Source organism: Pseudomonas sp. LBUM1662 (assembly GCF_059695915.1).
This window is the reverse complement of record NZ_CP166793.1, coordinates 470,338-486,318: the sequence shown is the minus strand read 5'-3', so window position 1 is coordinate 486,318 and position 15,981 is coordinate 470,338. Positions and strand designations below refer to the sequence as shown.

10 protein-coding genes are annotated in these 15,981 nt (G+C 60.4%); 1 reads left to right on the top strand and 9 read right to left on the bottom strand.

Going from position 1 to position 15,981, the window contains the following annotated elements:
• Positions 1-33 precede the first annotated feature (33 nt).
• The 9 genes from gltB to ACA049_RS02125 form a co-directional block, all read right to left on the bottom strand.
• Positions 34-4,479, bottom strand: coding sequence for a glutamate synthase large subunit (gene gltB / locus ACA049_RS02165; RefSeq protein ID WP_497332762.1), 4,446 nt, complete (start codon positions 4,477-4,479; stop codon positions 34-36).
• Positions 4,480-4,830: 351 nt separating this feature from the next.
• A complete protein-coding gene (locus ACA049_RS02160) occupies positions 4,831-6,429 on the bottom strand; it encodes an AAA family ATPase (protein ID WP_497332760.1) in 1,599 nt (532 codons plus the stop codon).
• 10 nt (positions 6,430-6,439) lie between these two features.
• Positions 6,440-7,540, bottom strand: a complete 1,101-nt coding sequence (gene aroB / locus ACA049_RS02155; protein ID WP_102593630.1) for a 3-dehydroquinate synthase — start codon at positions 7,538-7,540, stop codon at positions 6,440-6,442.
• Between the two features lie 151 nt (positions 7,541-7,691).
• Positions 7,692-8,210, bottom strand: coding sequence for a shikimate kinase AroK (gene aroK / locus ACA049_RS02150; protein ID WP_010464421.1), 519 nt, complete (start codon positions 8,208-8,210; stop codon positions 7,692-7,694).
• A 4-nt stretch (positions 8,211-8,214) separates the two neighbouring features.
• Positions 8,215-10,296, bottom strand: coding sequence for a type IV pilus secretin PilQ (locus ACA049_RS02145; RefSeq protein WP_497332758.1), 2,082 nt, complete (start codon positions 10,294-10,296; stop codon positions 8,215-8,217).
• A 13-nt stretch (positions 10,297-10,309) separates the two neighbouring features.
• Positions 10,310-10,837 (bottom strand): pilus assembly protein PilP, encoded by a 528-nt coding sequence (locus ACA049_RS02140; protein ID WP_497332756.1) that lies wholly within the window; start codon positions 10,835-10,837, stop codon positions 10,310-10,312.
• Entirely contained in the window at positions 10,834-11,457 is a 624-nt protein-coding gene (gene pilO, locus ACA049_RS02135) for a type 4a pilus biogenesis protein PilO (protein WP_497332754.1), read from the bottom strand. Before pilO ends, ACA049_RS02140 begins: the two co-directional genes overlap by 4 nt.
• Positions 11,454-12,020 (bottom strand): PilN domain-containing protein, encoded by a 567-nt coding sequence (locus ACA049_RS02130; protein ID WP_497332752.1) that lies wholly within the window; start codon positions 12,018-12,020, stop codon positions 11,454-11,456. The genes pilO and ACA049_RS02130 overlap by 4 nt, the downstream gene beginning before the upstream one ends.
• Positions 12,020-13,084 carry a pilus assembly protein PilM gene (locus ACA049_RS02125; protein WP_497332750.1) on the bottom strand — a complete coding sequence of 355 codons (1,065 nt, stop codon included), beginning with the start codon at positions 13,082-13,084 and terminating at the stop codon, positions 12,020-12,022. Before ACA049_RS02125 ends, ACA049_RS02130 begins: the two co-directional genes overlap by 1 nt.
• A gap of 217 nt (positions 13,085-13,301) precedes the next feature.
• On the opposite strand from ACA049_RS02125, the gene ACA049_RS02120 reads away from it, so the two are divergent.
• On the top strand, positions 13,302-15,746 hold the full coding sequence (locus tag ACA049_RS02120; protein WP_497336752.1) for a penicillin-binding protein 1A: 2,445 nt from the start codon (positions 13,302-13,304) through the stop codon (positions 15,744-15,746).
• Positions 15,747-15,981 lie beyond the last annotated feature (235 nt).

The window sequence follows — 15,981 nt, the reverse complement described above, 5'->3', positions numbered from 1 at the left end:
TGTTAAAACCTCATCAAACTCTTCAGGCGCATATCACTGCGGGTTGGCACGGGTGCTGGAAAGCAACGATTTCAGGTTGGCAGCCTTAGGCTTGACCAGCCAGAAACGACGCAGGTAGTCGTCGAGGTTTTCAGCGAGGTTACGACCCCATTCGCTGTCGGTTTCCTCGACGTATTCGTTCAGCACGCGTTGCAAGTGGCTGCGATAGGCTTCCATCGCCTCACCGCTGATCCGCTGGATTTCCACCAGTTCGTGGTTGACCCGGTCAACGAAGGTGTTGTCCTGGTCGAGCACGTAGGCGAAACCGCCGGTCATGCCTGAGCCGAAGTTGTAACCGGTCTTGCCCAATACGCAGACGAAACCACCGGTCATGTACTCGCAGCAGTGATCGCCCGTGCCTTCCACAACCGTGTGGGCACCGGAGTTACGCACGGCAAAACGCTCGCCGGCGGTGCCGGCGGCGAACAGCTTGCCGCCCGTGGCGCCGTACAGGCAGGTGTTGCCGATGATGGCACTGTCCTGAGTCTTGTAGACGCTGCCCTTCGGCGGAACGATGACCAGTTTGCCGCCGGTCATGCCTTTGCCGACGTAGTCGTTGGCGTCGCCTTCCAGGTACATGTTCAGGCCGCCGGCGTTCCACACACCGAAGCTCTGACCGGCCGTCCCTTTGAAGCGGAAGGTGATCGGCGCGTTCGCCATGCCTTGGTTGCCGTGTTTGCGAGCGATTTCACCGGAGATCCGTGCGCCGATCGAACGGTCGCAGTTGCAGATATCCAGGGCGAAATCGGCGCCGCTCTTGTCGTTGATGGCCGAGGTGGCCATGTCGACCATTTTTTCGGCCAGCAGGCCTTTGTCGAACGGCGGGTTGCGGTCGACCTGGCAGAACTGAGGTTTGTCCGCCGGGATGTGATCGCTGCCGAGCAACGGGGTCAGGTCCAGGTGTTGCTGCTTGGCGGTCTGGCCTTCGAGGATGTCCAGCAGATCGGTACGGCCGATCAACTCCTCGAGGGAGCGCACGCCCAGCTTGGCCAGCCACTCACGGGTTTCTTCGGCGACGTAGGTGAAGAAATTCACCACCATGTCGACGGTGCCGATGTAGTGATCCTTGCGTAGCTTCTCGTTCTGAGTCGCGACGCCAGTGGCGCAGTTGTTCAGGTGGCAGATGCGCAGGTATTTGCAGCCCAGCGCGATCATTGGCGCGGTGCCGAAGCCGAAGCTTTCAGCGCCGAGGATCGCTGCCTTGATCACGTCGAGGCCGGTTTTCAGGCCGCCGTCGGTTTGTACCCGGACTTTGCCGCGCAGGTCGTTGCCGCGCAGGGTCTGGTGAGTTTCGGCCAGGCCGAGTTCCCACGGAGCGCCCGCGTATTTGATCGAGGTCAGCGGCGAAGCGCCGGTGCCGCCGTCGTAGCCGGAGATGGTGATCAAGTCCGCATAGGCCTTGGCCACACCGGCAGCGATGGTACCGACGCCCGCTTCTGCAACTAGTTTCACCGAGACCAGGGCCTTCGGGTTGACTTGTTTCAGGTCGAAAATCAGCTGCGACAAGTCTTCAATCGAATAGATGTCGTGGTGCGGCGGCGGCGAGATCAGAGTCACGCCCGGCACTGCATAACGCAGCTTGGCGATCAGACCGTTGACCTTGCCACCTGGCAGCTGACCACCTTCGCCGGGCTTGGCGCCCTGGGCGACCTTGATCTGCAGCACTTCAGCGTTGACCAGGTATTCCGGGGTCACACCAAAACGGCCAGTCGCGACTTGCTTGATTTTCGAGCTCTTGATGGTGCCGTAGCGCGCCGGGTCTTCGCCGCCTTCGCCGGAGTTGGAACGCGCACCGAGGCGGTTCATGGCTTCGGCCAGGGCTTCGTGAGCTTCCGGCGACAAGGCGCCCAACGAGATGCCCGCGGAGTCAAAGCGCTTGAGCACCGATTCCAGCGGTTCGATCTCGCTGATGTCCAGCGGCGTGTCCAGGGTTTTGACCTTGAACATGTCACGGATCATCGACACCGGACGGTTGTCCACCAGCGCCGTGTATTCCTTGAACTTGCTGTAGTCGCCCTGCTGCACAGCGGCTTGCAGGGTGTTGACCACGTCCGGGTTGTACGCGTGATATTCGCCACCGTGGACGAATTTCAGCAAACCACCCTGCTGGATCGGCTTGCGCGGGCTCCAGGCTTCGGCGGCGAGTGCTTTCTGCTCGGCTTCGATGTCGACGAAGCGCGCACCCTTGATGCGGCTCGGCACGCCACGGAAGCTCAGCTCGCAAACTTCTTCGGACAGGCCGATGGCTTCGAACAGTTGCGCACCGCGGTACGAGGTGATGGTCGAGATGCCCATCTTCGACAGGATCTTCAGCAGACCTTTGGTGATGCCTTTGCGGTAGTTCTTGAACACCTCGTAGAGGTCGCCCAGCACTTCACCGGTACGGATCAGGTCGCCCAGCACTTCGTAAGCCAGGAACGGATAGACCGCCGAGGCGCCGAAACCGATCAACACCGCAAAGTGATGCGGGTCGCGAGCGGTGGCGGTTTCCACGAGGATGTTGGAGTCGCAACGCAGGCCTTTTTCGGTCAGGCGGTGGTGCACCGCGCCGGTGGCGAGCGAAGCGTGGATCGGCAGCTTGCCCGGAGCAATGTGACGATCGCTCAACACGACCTGGGTGCGACCGGAGCGCACGGCTTCTTCAGCCTGATCGGCGACGTTGCGGATGGCCGCTTCGAGGCCGACGCTTTCGTCGTAGTTGAGGTCGATGATCGCGCGCTCGAAGCCCGGGCGATCGAGGTTCATCAGCGAGCGCCACTTGGCCGGGGAAATGACCGGCGAGCTGAGGATCACGCGCGAGGCGTGTTCCGGCGACTCCTGGAAGATGTTGCGCTCGGCACCGAGGCAGATCTCCAGCGACATGACGATGGCTTCACGCAGCGGGTCGATCGGCGGGTTGGTGACCTGCGCGAACTGCTGGCGGAAATAGTCGTACGGCGTGCGCACGCGCTGGGACAGCACGGCCATCGGCGTATCGTCGCCCATCGAACCCACGGCTTCGTAGCCTTGTTCACCGAGCGGACGCAGCACCTGGTCGCGCTCTTCGAACGTGACCTGATACATCTTCATGTATTGCTTGAGCTGGTCGACGTCATAGAAAGCCGAACCGTGGTCGTTGTCTTCCATGGTCGCCTGGATGCGCAGGGCATTCTTGCGCAGCCATTGCTTGTACGGATGACGGGACTTCAAGCGATTGTCGATGGCATCAGTGTCGAGGATCTGACCGGTTTCGGTGTCCACGGCAAAGATCTGGCCCGGACCGACACGGCCCTTGGCGATCACGTCTTCGGGCTGGTAGTTCCAGACACCGATTTCCGAAGCCAGGGTGATGAAACCGTTCTTGGTGGTGACCCAACGCGCCGGACGCAGACCGTTACGGTCGAGCAGGCACACCGCGTAGCGACCGTCGGTCATTACCACGCCGGCCGGGCCGTCCCACGGTTCCATGTGCATCGAGTTGTATTCGTAGAACGCACGCAGGTCCGGGTCCATGGTTTCGACGTTCTGCCACGCAGGCGGAATGATCATCCGCACGCCACGGAACAGGTCGATGCCGCCTGTGACCATCAGTTCGAGCATGTTGTCCATGCTGGAGGAGTCGGAGCCGACGCGGTTCACCAATGGGCCGAGTTCTTCCAGGTCCATCAAATCGTTGGTGAACTTGGTGCGACGGGCCACGGCCCAGTTGCGGTTACCGGTGATGGTGTTGATTTCGCCGTTGTGCGCCAGGAAGCGGAACGGTTGAGCCAGCGGCCATTTCGGCAGGGTGTTGGTGGAGAAGCGCTGGTGGAACACGCAAATCGAGGTTTGCAGGCGCTGGTCGCTGAGGTCTGGATAGAAGGCGGACAGATCCGCCGGCATCATCAGGCCTTTATAAATAATGGTCTTGTGCGAAAAGCTGCAGATGTAGTGATCGGTGTCGGCGGCGTTGGCCACGGACGAGCGACGACGGGAGGTGAACAGCTTGATCGCCATGTCCTGGTCGCTCAGGCCTTCACCACCGATGTACACCTGTTCGATCTGCGGCAGGCGCTCAAGGGCCAGACGGCCGAGGACGCTGGTGTCGATCGGCACTTTGCGCCAGCCGACGAGTTGCAGGCCGGCGGCCAGAATCTCGCGGTTCATGTTCTCGCGAGCGGCTTCGGCTTTGACCGGGTCCTGGTTGAAGAAGACCATGCCCACCGCATATTGCTTGGGCAGGTCGACACCGAAGGTTTCCTGGGCAATGGCTCGCAGGAACACATCCGGCTTTTGAATCAGCAAGCCACAACCGTCACCGGTCTTGCCGTCGGCGTTGATCCCACCGCGGTGGGTCATGCAGGTCAGGGCCTCGATGGCCGTTTGCAAAAGGGTATGACTGGGCTCGCCCTGCATATGGGCTATCAGGCCGAAACCGCAGTTATCCTTGAATTCATCTGGTTGGTACAGACCTGCTTTCATAGACACTTTCTCACCAGGCTGCCTCTTTTCGAGGCAAATTTCTTTTCAATTCAACCACTTGCGATCCGCGCCGAACGTACGCCGGCTTAGCGGGGGCAAAAGGGTGGTCATTGTACACAGCGACACAGACGCTCACAAATTTGACGACGAACTGTCGCAAATCTATGTCGCATTTGTGAAAGGTTTAAAGCGATCTGCTGTGCTAGTCAAAACTTTTTTAAATTTTGACTGCAACGACTCAAAGACTACTGTGACGCAGACACCACAAGGCACGCGGTCTGGAGAGACGGCATGCGCTTGCGGAAATTTTGAGGTGCTTGGAGAGGCGGCCTGGGTAAGGCCGCCGAATCTTCAGCGAGTTGTTGCCAGTTCCTGTTGGACGCTGGCGACAGTGCGAGGCCAAGGTTTACCAGCCTGAACCTTCGCTGGCAAGGCCTTGATGGCGGTAAGGGCTGCATCACGGTTGGCGAAGTTACCGTAAGTGATGACGTAAAGCGGCTTGCCGTTGAGGACTTTCTTGAAATAACGGTACTCGCCGCCCTGCTCTTTCACGAAGTTTTGCGCAGTCGCTTCGGAGCTGGTGCCGAGGATCTGCACCACATAGTTACTTGTCGGTTGCCCGGCGTACCAGGTGCCACCGGCGCCTTTCGCAGCTGCGGCGGCTGGCTTCTCGGCAGGCTTGGCGGTGGCCACGACGGCAGGTTTGGCTGGCGCTGGAGCCGGCTTCACGGCAGGCGCTACCGGGGCTGGCTTGGCGGTCGCGACCTGAGTCGGCGCTGGCACCGGTTTGGCGGCAGGCGTTGGCGCAGGGCCAGGCTGGATGCCCGCTGGTGGCGCAGTGGTGGTCACGGTGGGCGGTGTAGCGCTGGAACCTTCGACCGGCACGCCGTCGTCGCCTTCGGTGATACCACCGGCCGCTTCGGCCAGTGGCCCGCGCATGACCGGTTGCGAGTTGCCGACCAGTGGCAATGGCATCGGTTGCGAATTACCGGCGAATTCGACGGAAGGCGCACCGCCACTGTTAGGTTGTGGCGTGCCCTGGCCGAGCGGCAGTTGCGCCTGTTCGTTGGCTGGCGCGCCGGTGGTCGGTGCTTTGCTGCGACCTGGCATCAACCAGGCGGCGGCTACCGCGACCACGACGACGGCGGAAATCGCCAATACGTGTTTCTTCGGCATGTTGAACCCCATACTTGGACGCTTGACCGCTGAGCGGCTGGCAATCATGGCTTCGATCATTGCATCGCGGGCGACCTGGTTGATGTTGCCAGGCCAACCGTCGGAGCTTTCGTGAATATCAGAGATCTGATCCGCGGTGAAAAGTTCGATACCCCGACCGGCGCCTTCGAGACGCTGGTCCAGGTATTCGCGGGTTTCTTCTTCGGTGTACGGCTGCAATTCGATGACGTGGAAGCGCTCTTCCTCAAGGCTCAGGGCCTCCAGTTGCGCAATCAGCGACGACTCGCCGAACAGGAATACGTGCGGGCGACCTTCCGGCGCTCCGGCCGCCAGGGCCATCAAGGCTTCGAGCGCGGATTCGTCGAGTTGCTCGGCGTCATCCACCAGCAAATAGACTTCCTGTCCGGTCAGCGCCAGTTGCACGACCTGCGACAGAATCGCGTTGACCTCAGCCTGGGCAACGTTCAGCGCCTGAGCCACCTGACGCAGCACGCCGGCCGCATCGCCGGCGCCACGGGCGGAAACCACCACGCTCTGCACCGATTGCTTATTGGTGCTGGCCACCAGGGCCTGGCGCAGCAGGGTCTTGCCACTGCCTTGAGGGCCGGTGACCACCAGCAGCAACTGGCTGTAGCGGGCCAGGTGATGCAGTTGCCCCAGCACCGGTTTGCGCTGGGCCGGGAAGAATTTGAAGCCAGGCACCCGTGGAGCAAAAGGGTCATGACTTAACTGGTAATGGCCGAGGAAAGCCTCGTCGGCATGCAAACTAGTCATCGGGATCTTATTAACCTTTAAGCTGAGCCAGGGCGCGGTAATCCGCTCCCAGCGTGGCCTGTAAAACTTCTTTCGGATAATCGTCGGTCACCACCGCTTCGCCCATGTGGCGCAGCAGCACCAGGCGTAAACGACCGTCGATCACTTTCTTGTCAATTGCCATGTGTTCGAGAAAATCGGCTTCCGTCATCTCTTCAGGCGGGATGACCGGCAGGCCGGCACGCTGAAACAGGCGAATGCCGCGATCGCGCTCTTGCTCGCTGATCCAGCCCAGTCGCGCGGACATTTCCAAAGCCATTACGGTGCCAGCAGCGACGGCCTCACCATGAAGCCAGACACCATAGCCCATATGGGTTTCGATAGCGTGTCCGAAGGTGTGACCCAGGTTCAACGTGGCACGAACACCGGTTTCCTTCTCGTCGGCACCGACCACCTCAGCCTTGGCGGCGCAGGAACGCTCGATGGCGTACGTCAGGGCGACCTGGTCCAGGGCGCGCAGGCGATCAACGTTTTCTTCGAGCCAGGTCAGGAACGGCTCGTCGCAGATCAGCCCGTACTTGATGACTTCCGCCAGCCCCGCAGAGAGTTCGCGGGCCGGCAGGGTATTGAGGGTGGCGGTATCGATCAGCACCACGTTCGGCTGATAGAAGGCGCCGACCATGTTCTTGCCCAACGGGTGGTTGATCCCGGTCTTGCCGCCCACCGAGGAGTCGACTTGCGACAGCAGCGTGGTCGGGACCTGAATGAAATCGACGCCGCGCTGGTAGCAGGCCGCCGCGAAACCGGCCATGTCACCAATCACACCGCCACCAAGGGCGATCACTGTGGTGCGGCGGTCGTGGCGTGCGGTCAGCAGGCCGTCGAAAATCAGTTGCAGGGTTTCCCAGGTCTTGAAGGCTTCGCCGTCGGGCAGCACCACGGAAATCACCGAGAACTGCGCGAGGCTGCGGGTCAGACGTTCGAGATAGAGCGGCGCAACAGTCTCGTTGGAGATGATCGCCACTTGCCGTCCGCGGATGTGCGGGGCCAGCAGCTCAGGCTGATCCAACAAACCTTCGCCAATATGAATCGGGTAGCTGCGCTCGCCTAGATCGACCTTGAGTGTCTGCATGTGTCCCCACAGTGAAGATGGAATCAGGCGTCCTGCCTTGAGTTAACGAATGTCCACGGCGTCTGCTGGTGTGACGCCGTTCGGTAGCAATCCGCCACAACCTTGAGCGGTCGTGACAGGACGCCGAGGATAGCGCATTTCGCGCCTCGCTTTAACGGGGAGGTAGTTGCTGCAAGCGTTCGAGAATATCGAGCACCACCATTCGCGGCGGCCGCTCATCGGTTTCGACCACCAGGTCGGCGATTTCCCGATACAGCGGATCGCGGATCGCCAGCAGATCCCGCAGGGTCTTGGCCGGATCGGCGGTGCGCAACAAAGGACGATTGCGATCGCGGGACGTGCGACCGACCTGCTGCTCGACTGAGGCATGCAGATAGACCACCCGACCACCGGCATGCAACGCCCGACGATTGGCTTCGCGCATCACCGCGCCGCCACCGGTCGCCAGCACCACGCCATCGCAGCCGCACAGCTCGGCGATCATCGCCTGCTCGCGGTCACGAAAGCCCGGTTCGCCTTCTTTATCGAAAATCCACGGGATATTGGCGCCCGTGCGCAATTCAATTTCCTTATCGGAATCTTTGAACGGCAGGCGCAGCTCTTTGGCCAGCAACCGGCCGATGGTGCTTTTTCCAGCCCCCATCGGTCCAACAAGAATCAAATTTCGCACAGAATCAATGACTCACAGCAATCGCCTGGTTATTCATGATACGCGGAGTGAGAAATACCAGCAGCTCGGATTTTTTCTCCGAAACCACATCACGCCGGAAAAGGCGGCCAAGATACGGCACATCACCGAGAAATGGCACCTTATCTACAACCTTGCTCTGAGTATTTGAGAAAACGCCGCCAATGACGATGGTCTCGCCATCATTGACCAGGACCTTGGCATTGACCTCGTTTTTCTTGATCGGCGGCACATCCTGGACCTTGTTCAGGTAGTCCGGTTCGTCCTTGGTAACCTTGACCTCCATGATGATGCGGTTGTCCGGGGTGATCTGCGGCGTGACCTCAAGGGACAGCGACGCTTCCTTGAAAGACACCGACGTGGCACCGCTGGAGCTGGCTTCCTGATACGGAATCTCGGTGCCCTTGAGGATTTTCGCGGTTTCCTTGTCGGAGGTGACCACCTTCGGTTGCGAGACAATTTCGCCGTTGCCGGTCTTCTCCATTGCGGTCAGTTCCAGGTCCAGCAGCACGTTATCGGTGATGAAGGCGATGCCGATCCCCGAGGTATTGCCCGCAGCGCCCAAGTCGACAAACGGCGAGTTGGTGCTGGTGCTGCCCGGCGTACCAATGGTGGTCGACGAACCATTGCTGACCCCGGAAGTGTTCCAGTTACCCTTGTTCTGCACCGAACCACCCCAACGCACGCCGAGGCTTTTGTCGTAGTCGACGTTGGCTTCGACGATTCGTGCCTCGATCATCACCTGACGCACCGGGATATCCAGTTGCGCAACGATGCGACGCAGTTCGTCGAGCCGGTCCTGGGTCTGGTAGGCAATGATGTTGTTGGTCCGCTCATCAACCGTGATCGAACCCCGCTCGTCGATTTTCGCTTCGGCACTGGTCACCGAGGTGAACAGCTTGGCAATGTCGGCAGCCTTGGCGTAGTTGACCTGCAGCAGTTCACGACGCAGGGGCGCGAGTTCGGAGATCTGCTTCTGCGACTCCAGCTCCTGACGCTCGCGAGCGGCAATTTCGTCGGCCGGCGCCACCAGCAGGACGTTACCGATCTTGCGCTTGTCCAGGCCTTTGGTTTTCAGCACCAGGTCCAGCGCCTGGTCCCACGGCACGTTCTGCAAACGCAACGTGATGCCGCCCTGCACCGTGTCACTGGCCACCAGATTGAGGTTGGTGAAATCGGCGATCAGTTGCAGAACCGAACGTACATCGATGTCCTGGAAGTTCAGCGAGAGCTTTTCACCGGTATAGGCAAAACGCTCTGCATTGCGCTTTTGCAGGTCATCGACGGTCATTGGCCGAATGCTGACCGTCAGCTTGTTGTCAGTCTGGTAGGTCGAATAATCGAAGGCGCCGCTGGGCTCAATGCTGATCGTCGCCCGGTCACCCGTGGCGCTGGCATTGACGAACTGAACTGGCGTGGCGAAATCCTTGACGTCCAGGCGAACGCGCAGCGGCTCTGGCAATTGGGTTCTGGCGAAGCCGAGGATGATCTTGCCGTCGCGCTCCTGAATGTCCGGGGCAATGGACGGATCCGACAGATCAATCACCACATTGCCTTCACCCTGAGTGCCGCGCTGGAAATCCACACCGCGGATGGTCTTGCCCACGGGGGCGTAGGCTTTCGTCGGGGCGGGCGTTGCAGTCGCGGCGCGGGGAGCGCTGGTCGCCGGCCGGGACGCCTTGCTATTGGCGCCTTGCCCAACCACCACGATCAGACTGTTGCCTTCGACCCGCGCGTTGTACGGGGTCAACTGGGTCAGATTGATGATAAGCCGCGTACGGTCTTTGGCCTCCACCACTGTGGCGCTGCGGGCATTTCCGCCGCCCAGCTCACGATTTTTGCTTTTGAGCTGACTGACAACGCCGGGCAGATCCAGCGCAATGCGTGCCGGCGACTCGGTTGTGTAACCGTGAGGCTGCGGTGGCGGGCCATCGAAAGACAACTTCAACTCGACACGATCACCCGGCAGCGCGGCGACATCCAGCGCTTTGAGGTTGGCCGCTTGTACCATCGGCGACAGCAACGCTATCCATAGCGAGATACCGAGGGTTGAGAAAATCCTGTTCATTATTCGAGTTCCACTATGAGTGCTCTTTCAAAGGGATGGTCCGTGGTCGTTCCAGCCAGGCGCCTTCGCCGTCGGGAACGATTTCGACCACATCGACTTGCGAGCCGCTGATGGCGACGATCCGTCCATCGTTACGCCCCAGGTAATCGCCGACTTTCAGCCGATGCACCCCGCCTGCCCCGCGCAACAGCGCAAAGGAGCCGGTGGCATTGGAGATCGTGCCGACCATTTCAAACTGCTCGATGTTGAAACCTTCGAGGTATTGCTTGGCCCGATTGGGGTCGGGCTTGACGTTGCGCGAGCCGCGCTTCTGCCCCGCCAGGTCGACCCTGACCTGCCGGGAAAACGGACTGCGCAGGTTGGCAGCGTTGTAGGTGAACGTTGGGTAAGACCGGAATGTCGGCGTTGGTTCAATCTTGCCGGGTGGTCGCAGGCGCACCTCGTTCATGTAAGCGTCGAGGTCACCGACGTCATTGCCATTGCCACAACCGGCCAGGCCGGCGAACAACACAACCATCAAAAAGCAACGAATCGGGGTCATTTCTGCAGCCCCTTGTCGTTGTAGCGGTACGTCTTGGCCAGGATGCTCATGCGCAGTTTCGGACCGCCTTCGGGGTCGGCCGGCGCGAGGTCGAAATCATGCAGCGTGACGATCCGCGGCAACCCGGCCACGCCACTGACGAACGTCGCCAGGTCGTGATAGGCGCCGGTCACGGTGATCTGGATCGGCAGTTCGATGTAGAACTGCTGGGTAACCTCCGGCAGCAGCTTGATCTCCTCGAACTCCAGCCCACTTCCGAGGCCGGTGCGGGTGATGTCTTCCAGCAGGCCAGGCACTTCGGTGTCACTGGGCAATTGCCGCAACAGCACGCCGAAAGAGTTCTCCATCTCTTTCATCTGCTGGGTGTACAGCTCCAGGTTCGCCGCCATATGCGCCTTGGTCGCGAACTGCTCCTTGAGGGTCGACTCTTCTTCACGCTTGAGCGTGAGGTGATCTTCCTGATCACTGATGTAAAAGGTGTATCCCAGGGTCAGCACCAGAACCATGAGCAAGATACCCGCCAGGGCCTTGATCGCCGGCGGCCAGGAACCCATGTTGTTGGTGTCCAGATCGTTGATGTCGATCTTGCGCAGACCGTCCAACCATTCCGAGGGGCTCATTTGCCAGCCTCCACAACGGCGGGCTGAGTCTGACGGACGGTCAACTGAAAGACGTTGGCCTGATCCAGCTGCCCGGCGGTGGTGGCTTTGACCTCGGTGAGACTCGGCGCATCGAACCAGTCGGACGCATCCAGATTGCGCATCAGGTCCGAAACACGATTGTTCGATTCTGCCGCGCCGGTAATGGACAGGGTTTTACCGGCCATTTTAACTTCGGTGAAATACACCCCGTCCGGCAGGGTACGCGCCAACTGGTCGAAAATCCGCCCGCTGATCGGACGGTTGCCTTGCAGGTCCTGAATGATGCGCATGCGCTCGACGAGCTGCTGGCGACGGGATTTCAGATCGCTGATCTGCTTGATGCGCTCGTCGACCACGGCAATCTGTTTGCCGATGTAATCGTTACGGGCCACTTGCCGGTCGATGGCACTGCTGATGACCTGATCCGCAATAAAAATCGCGCCCACCGAGCACACCAATACGCCGACCAGCGCCAGCAAAAAGCGTTTGCGACGCTCTTCCCGCAGCTCTTCGCGCCAAGGTAAAAGATTGATCCGCGCCATCAGTCGAAACTCCTGAGGGCGAGCCCGCAGGCGATCATCAGTGCCGGCGCGTCACCTGCCAGGGCACCGGCGTTGACCTTGCTGCTCAACGCCATGTCGGAGAACGGGTTGGCCACCTGGGTCGGCGTGCCCAGCCGCTGTTCGATCAGGCGATCAAGCCCCGGGACCGACGCGGTACCGCCAGCAAGCAGGATGTGATCGACCGCGTTGTACTGACCGGAGGCGAAGAAGAACTGCAACGACCGGGAAACCTGCTGCACCAGCGCATCGCGAAACGGCTGCAAGACTTCACTGACGTAATCATCCGGCAACCCGCCCTGCTTCTTCGCCAGCCCCGCCTGCTCGAGGGTCAGGCCATATCGCCGCTGGATTTCCTCCGTCAGCTGACGACCGCCGAACAATTGTTCGCGGGTGTAGATGATCCGCCCGTTGTACAGCACGCTCAGGGTGGTCATGGTCGCGCCGATATCGACCACCGCAACCGTCAGCCCTTCCTGCGAGACCGCCAGCTGACCGGCCAGCAACGCGAATGATCGTTCCAGCGCATAAGCCTCGACGTCCACCACACGTGCCGTCAGGCCGGCCAGCGCCAGGGCGGCTTCACGCACTTCGACGTTTTCCTTGCGACAGGCTGCCAGCAACACATTCACCCGCTCGGGGTTACGCGCCGACGCGCCCTGGACTTCGAAGTCGATGGCGACTTCATCCAATGGATAAGGGATGTACTGATCGGCCTCGATCTTCAGCTGGTTTTCCATCTCGTCGTCGGAAAGACCTGCATCCATCTCGATGGTTTTGGTGATGACGGCCGAGCCGGCGACGGCCACGGCGACATTCCTGAGGTTGGTTCTGGCCTTGAGCAGCACGCGAGAGAGTGCCTGGCCCACGCCTTCGAGCTCGGCGATATTTTTTTCGACCACCGCGTTGGCGGGCAAGGGCTCGACCGCATAGGCCTCGACCCGATAACGCTCGCCCTGGCGACTTAGCTCAAGCAGCTTCACCGACGTGGAGCTGATGTCGATCCCCAGAAGCGTGTTGGCTTTTTTATTGAAGAGTCCTAGCACTACCAATTCCCTATGACTATCCGTGTCTTACGGACTCTGTAATACCGGTTGCGTTCAAACCACCCGTCTTGACAGCAGCGCAAATGACGCCCTCGACGGAAAAATGCTTATAATGCCCAGCGTTTTTTTCCGGTTTTTACTGCAAGCGCGGGTCGTTCCCTGTTATCTGAACCCTGTTGCCCAATTCATTCTTTGCCCTGGATATCCCAAAGCCTTGATTCGTCTGCTGAAATTTTTCGGTTGGTCCATCGTCGCCGTTTTCTGCGGACTGCTCCTTGGTCTGAGCGGCGCGTTTCTTTACCTTAGTCCGGGATTGCCATCTGTGGAGGCTCTGAGAAGCATCCAGTTGCAGATTCCATTGCGGGTGTACAGCAGCGACAACAAGTTGATCGCAGAATTTGGCGAAATGCGCCGCACACCGATCCGGTTCGCCGACATTCCCCCCAATTTCATCAATGCGTTACTAAGTGCTGAAGACGACAATTTCGCCAACCACTACGGCGTCGACCCCAGCAGCCTGATGCGAGCTGCGACCCAGTTGGTAAAAAGCGGACACATCCAGTCCGGCGGCAGCACTATCACCATGCAGGTAGCGAAGAACTTCTTCCTGACCAGCGAACGCAGTTTCTCGCGCAAAACCACCGAAATCCTCCTGGCCCTGCAGATTGAACGGCAGCTGACCAAAGACGAAATCCTCGAGCTGTACGTCAACAAGATCTACCTGGGTAACCGCGCCTACGGCATCGAAGCCGCCGCGCAGGTTTATTACGGCAAATCGATTCGTGACGTCAGCCTGGCGCAGATGGCGATGATCGCCGGCCTGCCCAAAGCCCCTTCGCGCTTCAACCCGCTGGCCAACCCGGCCCGCAGCAAGGAACGTCGCGACTGGATCCTGGGGCGCATGTACAAGCTCGGCAAGATCACCGAAGCCGACTACACCACCGCCATCAACGAGCCGCTGAACGCCAGCTACCACGTGCCGACGCCGGAAGTGAACGCGCCGTACATCGCTGAAATGGCCCGTGCCGAAATGGTCGGCCGTTATGGCAGCGATGCGTACACCGAAGGTTTCCGCGTCACCACGACGGTGCCGAGCAATCTTCAGGAAATGGCCAACACCGCGGTCCACGAAGGCTTGATGACCTACGATCAGCGTCACGGCTATCGCGGTCCCGAGTCGCGCCTGCCGGGCAAGACTCGCGAGGCATGGGCCACCGAACTGACCAAACAGCGGACCATCAGCAGCCTTGAGCCGGCCATCGTCACTCAGGTCGACAAGAACGGCCTGCAAGTGATCACCCGCACCGGCGAGGAACACGTCGCGTGGGACAGCATGAAATGGGCACGTCCATTCCTGAACACCAACAGCATGGGCGCCAATCCGAAGCAACCGTCGGACGTGGCTGCGGTCGGTGACCTGATCCGCGTGCAGCGCCAACCGGACAATTCGCTGAAATTCAGCCAGATTCCACAAGCGCAAGGTGCGCTGGTGTCTCTTGATCCGCAGAACGGCGCCATTCGCTCGCTGGTCGGTGGTTTTGCCTTCGAGCAGAGCAACTACAACCGCGCCATGCAGGCCAAGCGTCAGCCGGGTTCGAGCTTCAAGCCCTTCGTGTACAGCGCCGCGCTGGACAACGGCTACACCGCCGCCAGCCTGGTCAACGATGCGCCGATCGTGTTCGTCGATGAATACCTCGATAAGGTCTGGCGCCCGAAGAACGACACCAATACCTTCCTCGGCCCGATCCGCCTGCGTGAAGGGTTGTACAAGTCGCGCAACCTGGTGTCGATCCGTCTGGTGCAAGCCATGGGCGTTGGCAGGACCATCGATTACATCAGCAAGTTCGGCTTCAACAAGCAGGACCTGCCGCCCAACCTGTCACTGGCGCTGGGCACCGCAACGCTGACACCAATGGAAATCGCCACCGGCTGGAGCACTTTCGCCAACGGCGGCTACAAAATCACCCCGTACATCATCGACAAGATCGAAAGCCGCAATGGCGACACGTTGTTCGTCGCCAACCCGCCAAGCGTGCCTCAGGGCGACGTAGCGACCAACGGCATCGCCGCGCCGACCGACGCCCAGGCGTTCACGGTCAATGCGACGCCAGGCGAGGCTCCGGCCGCACCCGGCGCTGCGCCGCAAACGCCAGCCGTGGCCGAGCGCATCGTTGACGGCCGCACCACCTACATCCTCAACAGCATGCTCGAGGACGTGATCAAGCTCGGCACCGGCCGCCGCGCTCTGGCCTTGGGCCGCAGTGACATTGCGGGCAAGACCGGTACCACCAACGAATCCAAGGACGCCTGGTTCTCCGGCTACAACGCCGATTACGTGACCACCGTCTGGACCGGGTTCGATCAGCCTGAAAGCCTGGGCAAACGCGAGTTCGGTGGCACTGTCGCGCTGCCGATCTGGATGAACTACATGGCGGCCGCCCTCAAGGACAAGCCGCCTCACACCCAGGCAGAGCCGGAAGGCATCCTCAGCCTGCGGGTAGACCCGGTCAGCGGGCGTGCGGCGAGCCCAGGCACGCCAGGCGCGTATTTCGAGCTGTTCAAGGCCGAGGACACGCCACCGTCGGTGAATGAGCTGGGCAACGGCAATGTGCCGGGTAGTCCGCTGCCAGCGGACGAGGCGGCGCCGATCGATCTGTTCTGATCGCGTAGCGCAACGAAAAGCCCCGCCTTCGAGAGAAGTGCGGGGCTTTTTATTGCCTGCAAGATTTGCGTTGTCTTTGATGGCCTCTTCGCGGGCAAGCCTCGCTCCTACAGGGTTCCTGCCATACGCAACATCACGAACGACACCTATCCGTAGGAGCGAGGCTTGCCCGCGAAAAGGCCCTCACAAGCACCACAAAAACCACAGACAAAAAAAAGCCCCGACTCATACGAAT

Excerpts from the sequence above, each read along its gene's own strand:
- gltB (WP_497332762.1), bottom strand. The coding sequence starts at position 4,479 with ATGAAAGCAGGTCTGTACCAACCAGATGAATTCAAGGATAACTGCGGT.
- ACA049_RS02160 (WP_497332760.1), bottom strand. The coding sequence starts at position 6,429 with ATGACTAGTTTGCATGCCGACGAGGCTTTCCTCGGCCATTACCAGTTA.
- aroB (WP_102593630.1), bottom strand. The coding sequence starts at position 7,540 with ATGCAGACACTCAAGGTCGATCTAGGCGAGCGCAGCTACCCGATTCAT.
- ACA049_RS02145 (WP_497332758.1), bottom strand. The coding sequence starts at position 10,296 with ATGAACAGGATTTTCTCAACCCTCGGTATCTCGCTATGGATAGCGTTG.
- ACA049_RS02140 (WP_497332756.1), bottom strand. The coding sequence starts at position 10,837 with ATGACCCCGATTCGTTGCTTTTTGATGGTTGTGTTGTTCGCCGGCCTG.
- pilO (WP_497332754.1), bottom strand. The coding sequence starts at position 11,457 with ATGAGCCCCTCGGAATGGTTGGACGGTCTGCGCAAGATCGACATCAAC.
- ACA049_RS02130 (WP_497332752.1), bottom strand. The coding sequence starts at position 12,020 with ATGGCGCGGATCAATCTTTTACCTTGGCGCGAAGAGCTGCGGGAAGAG.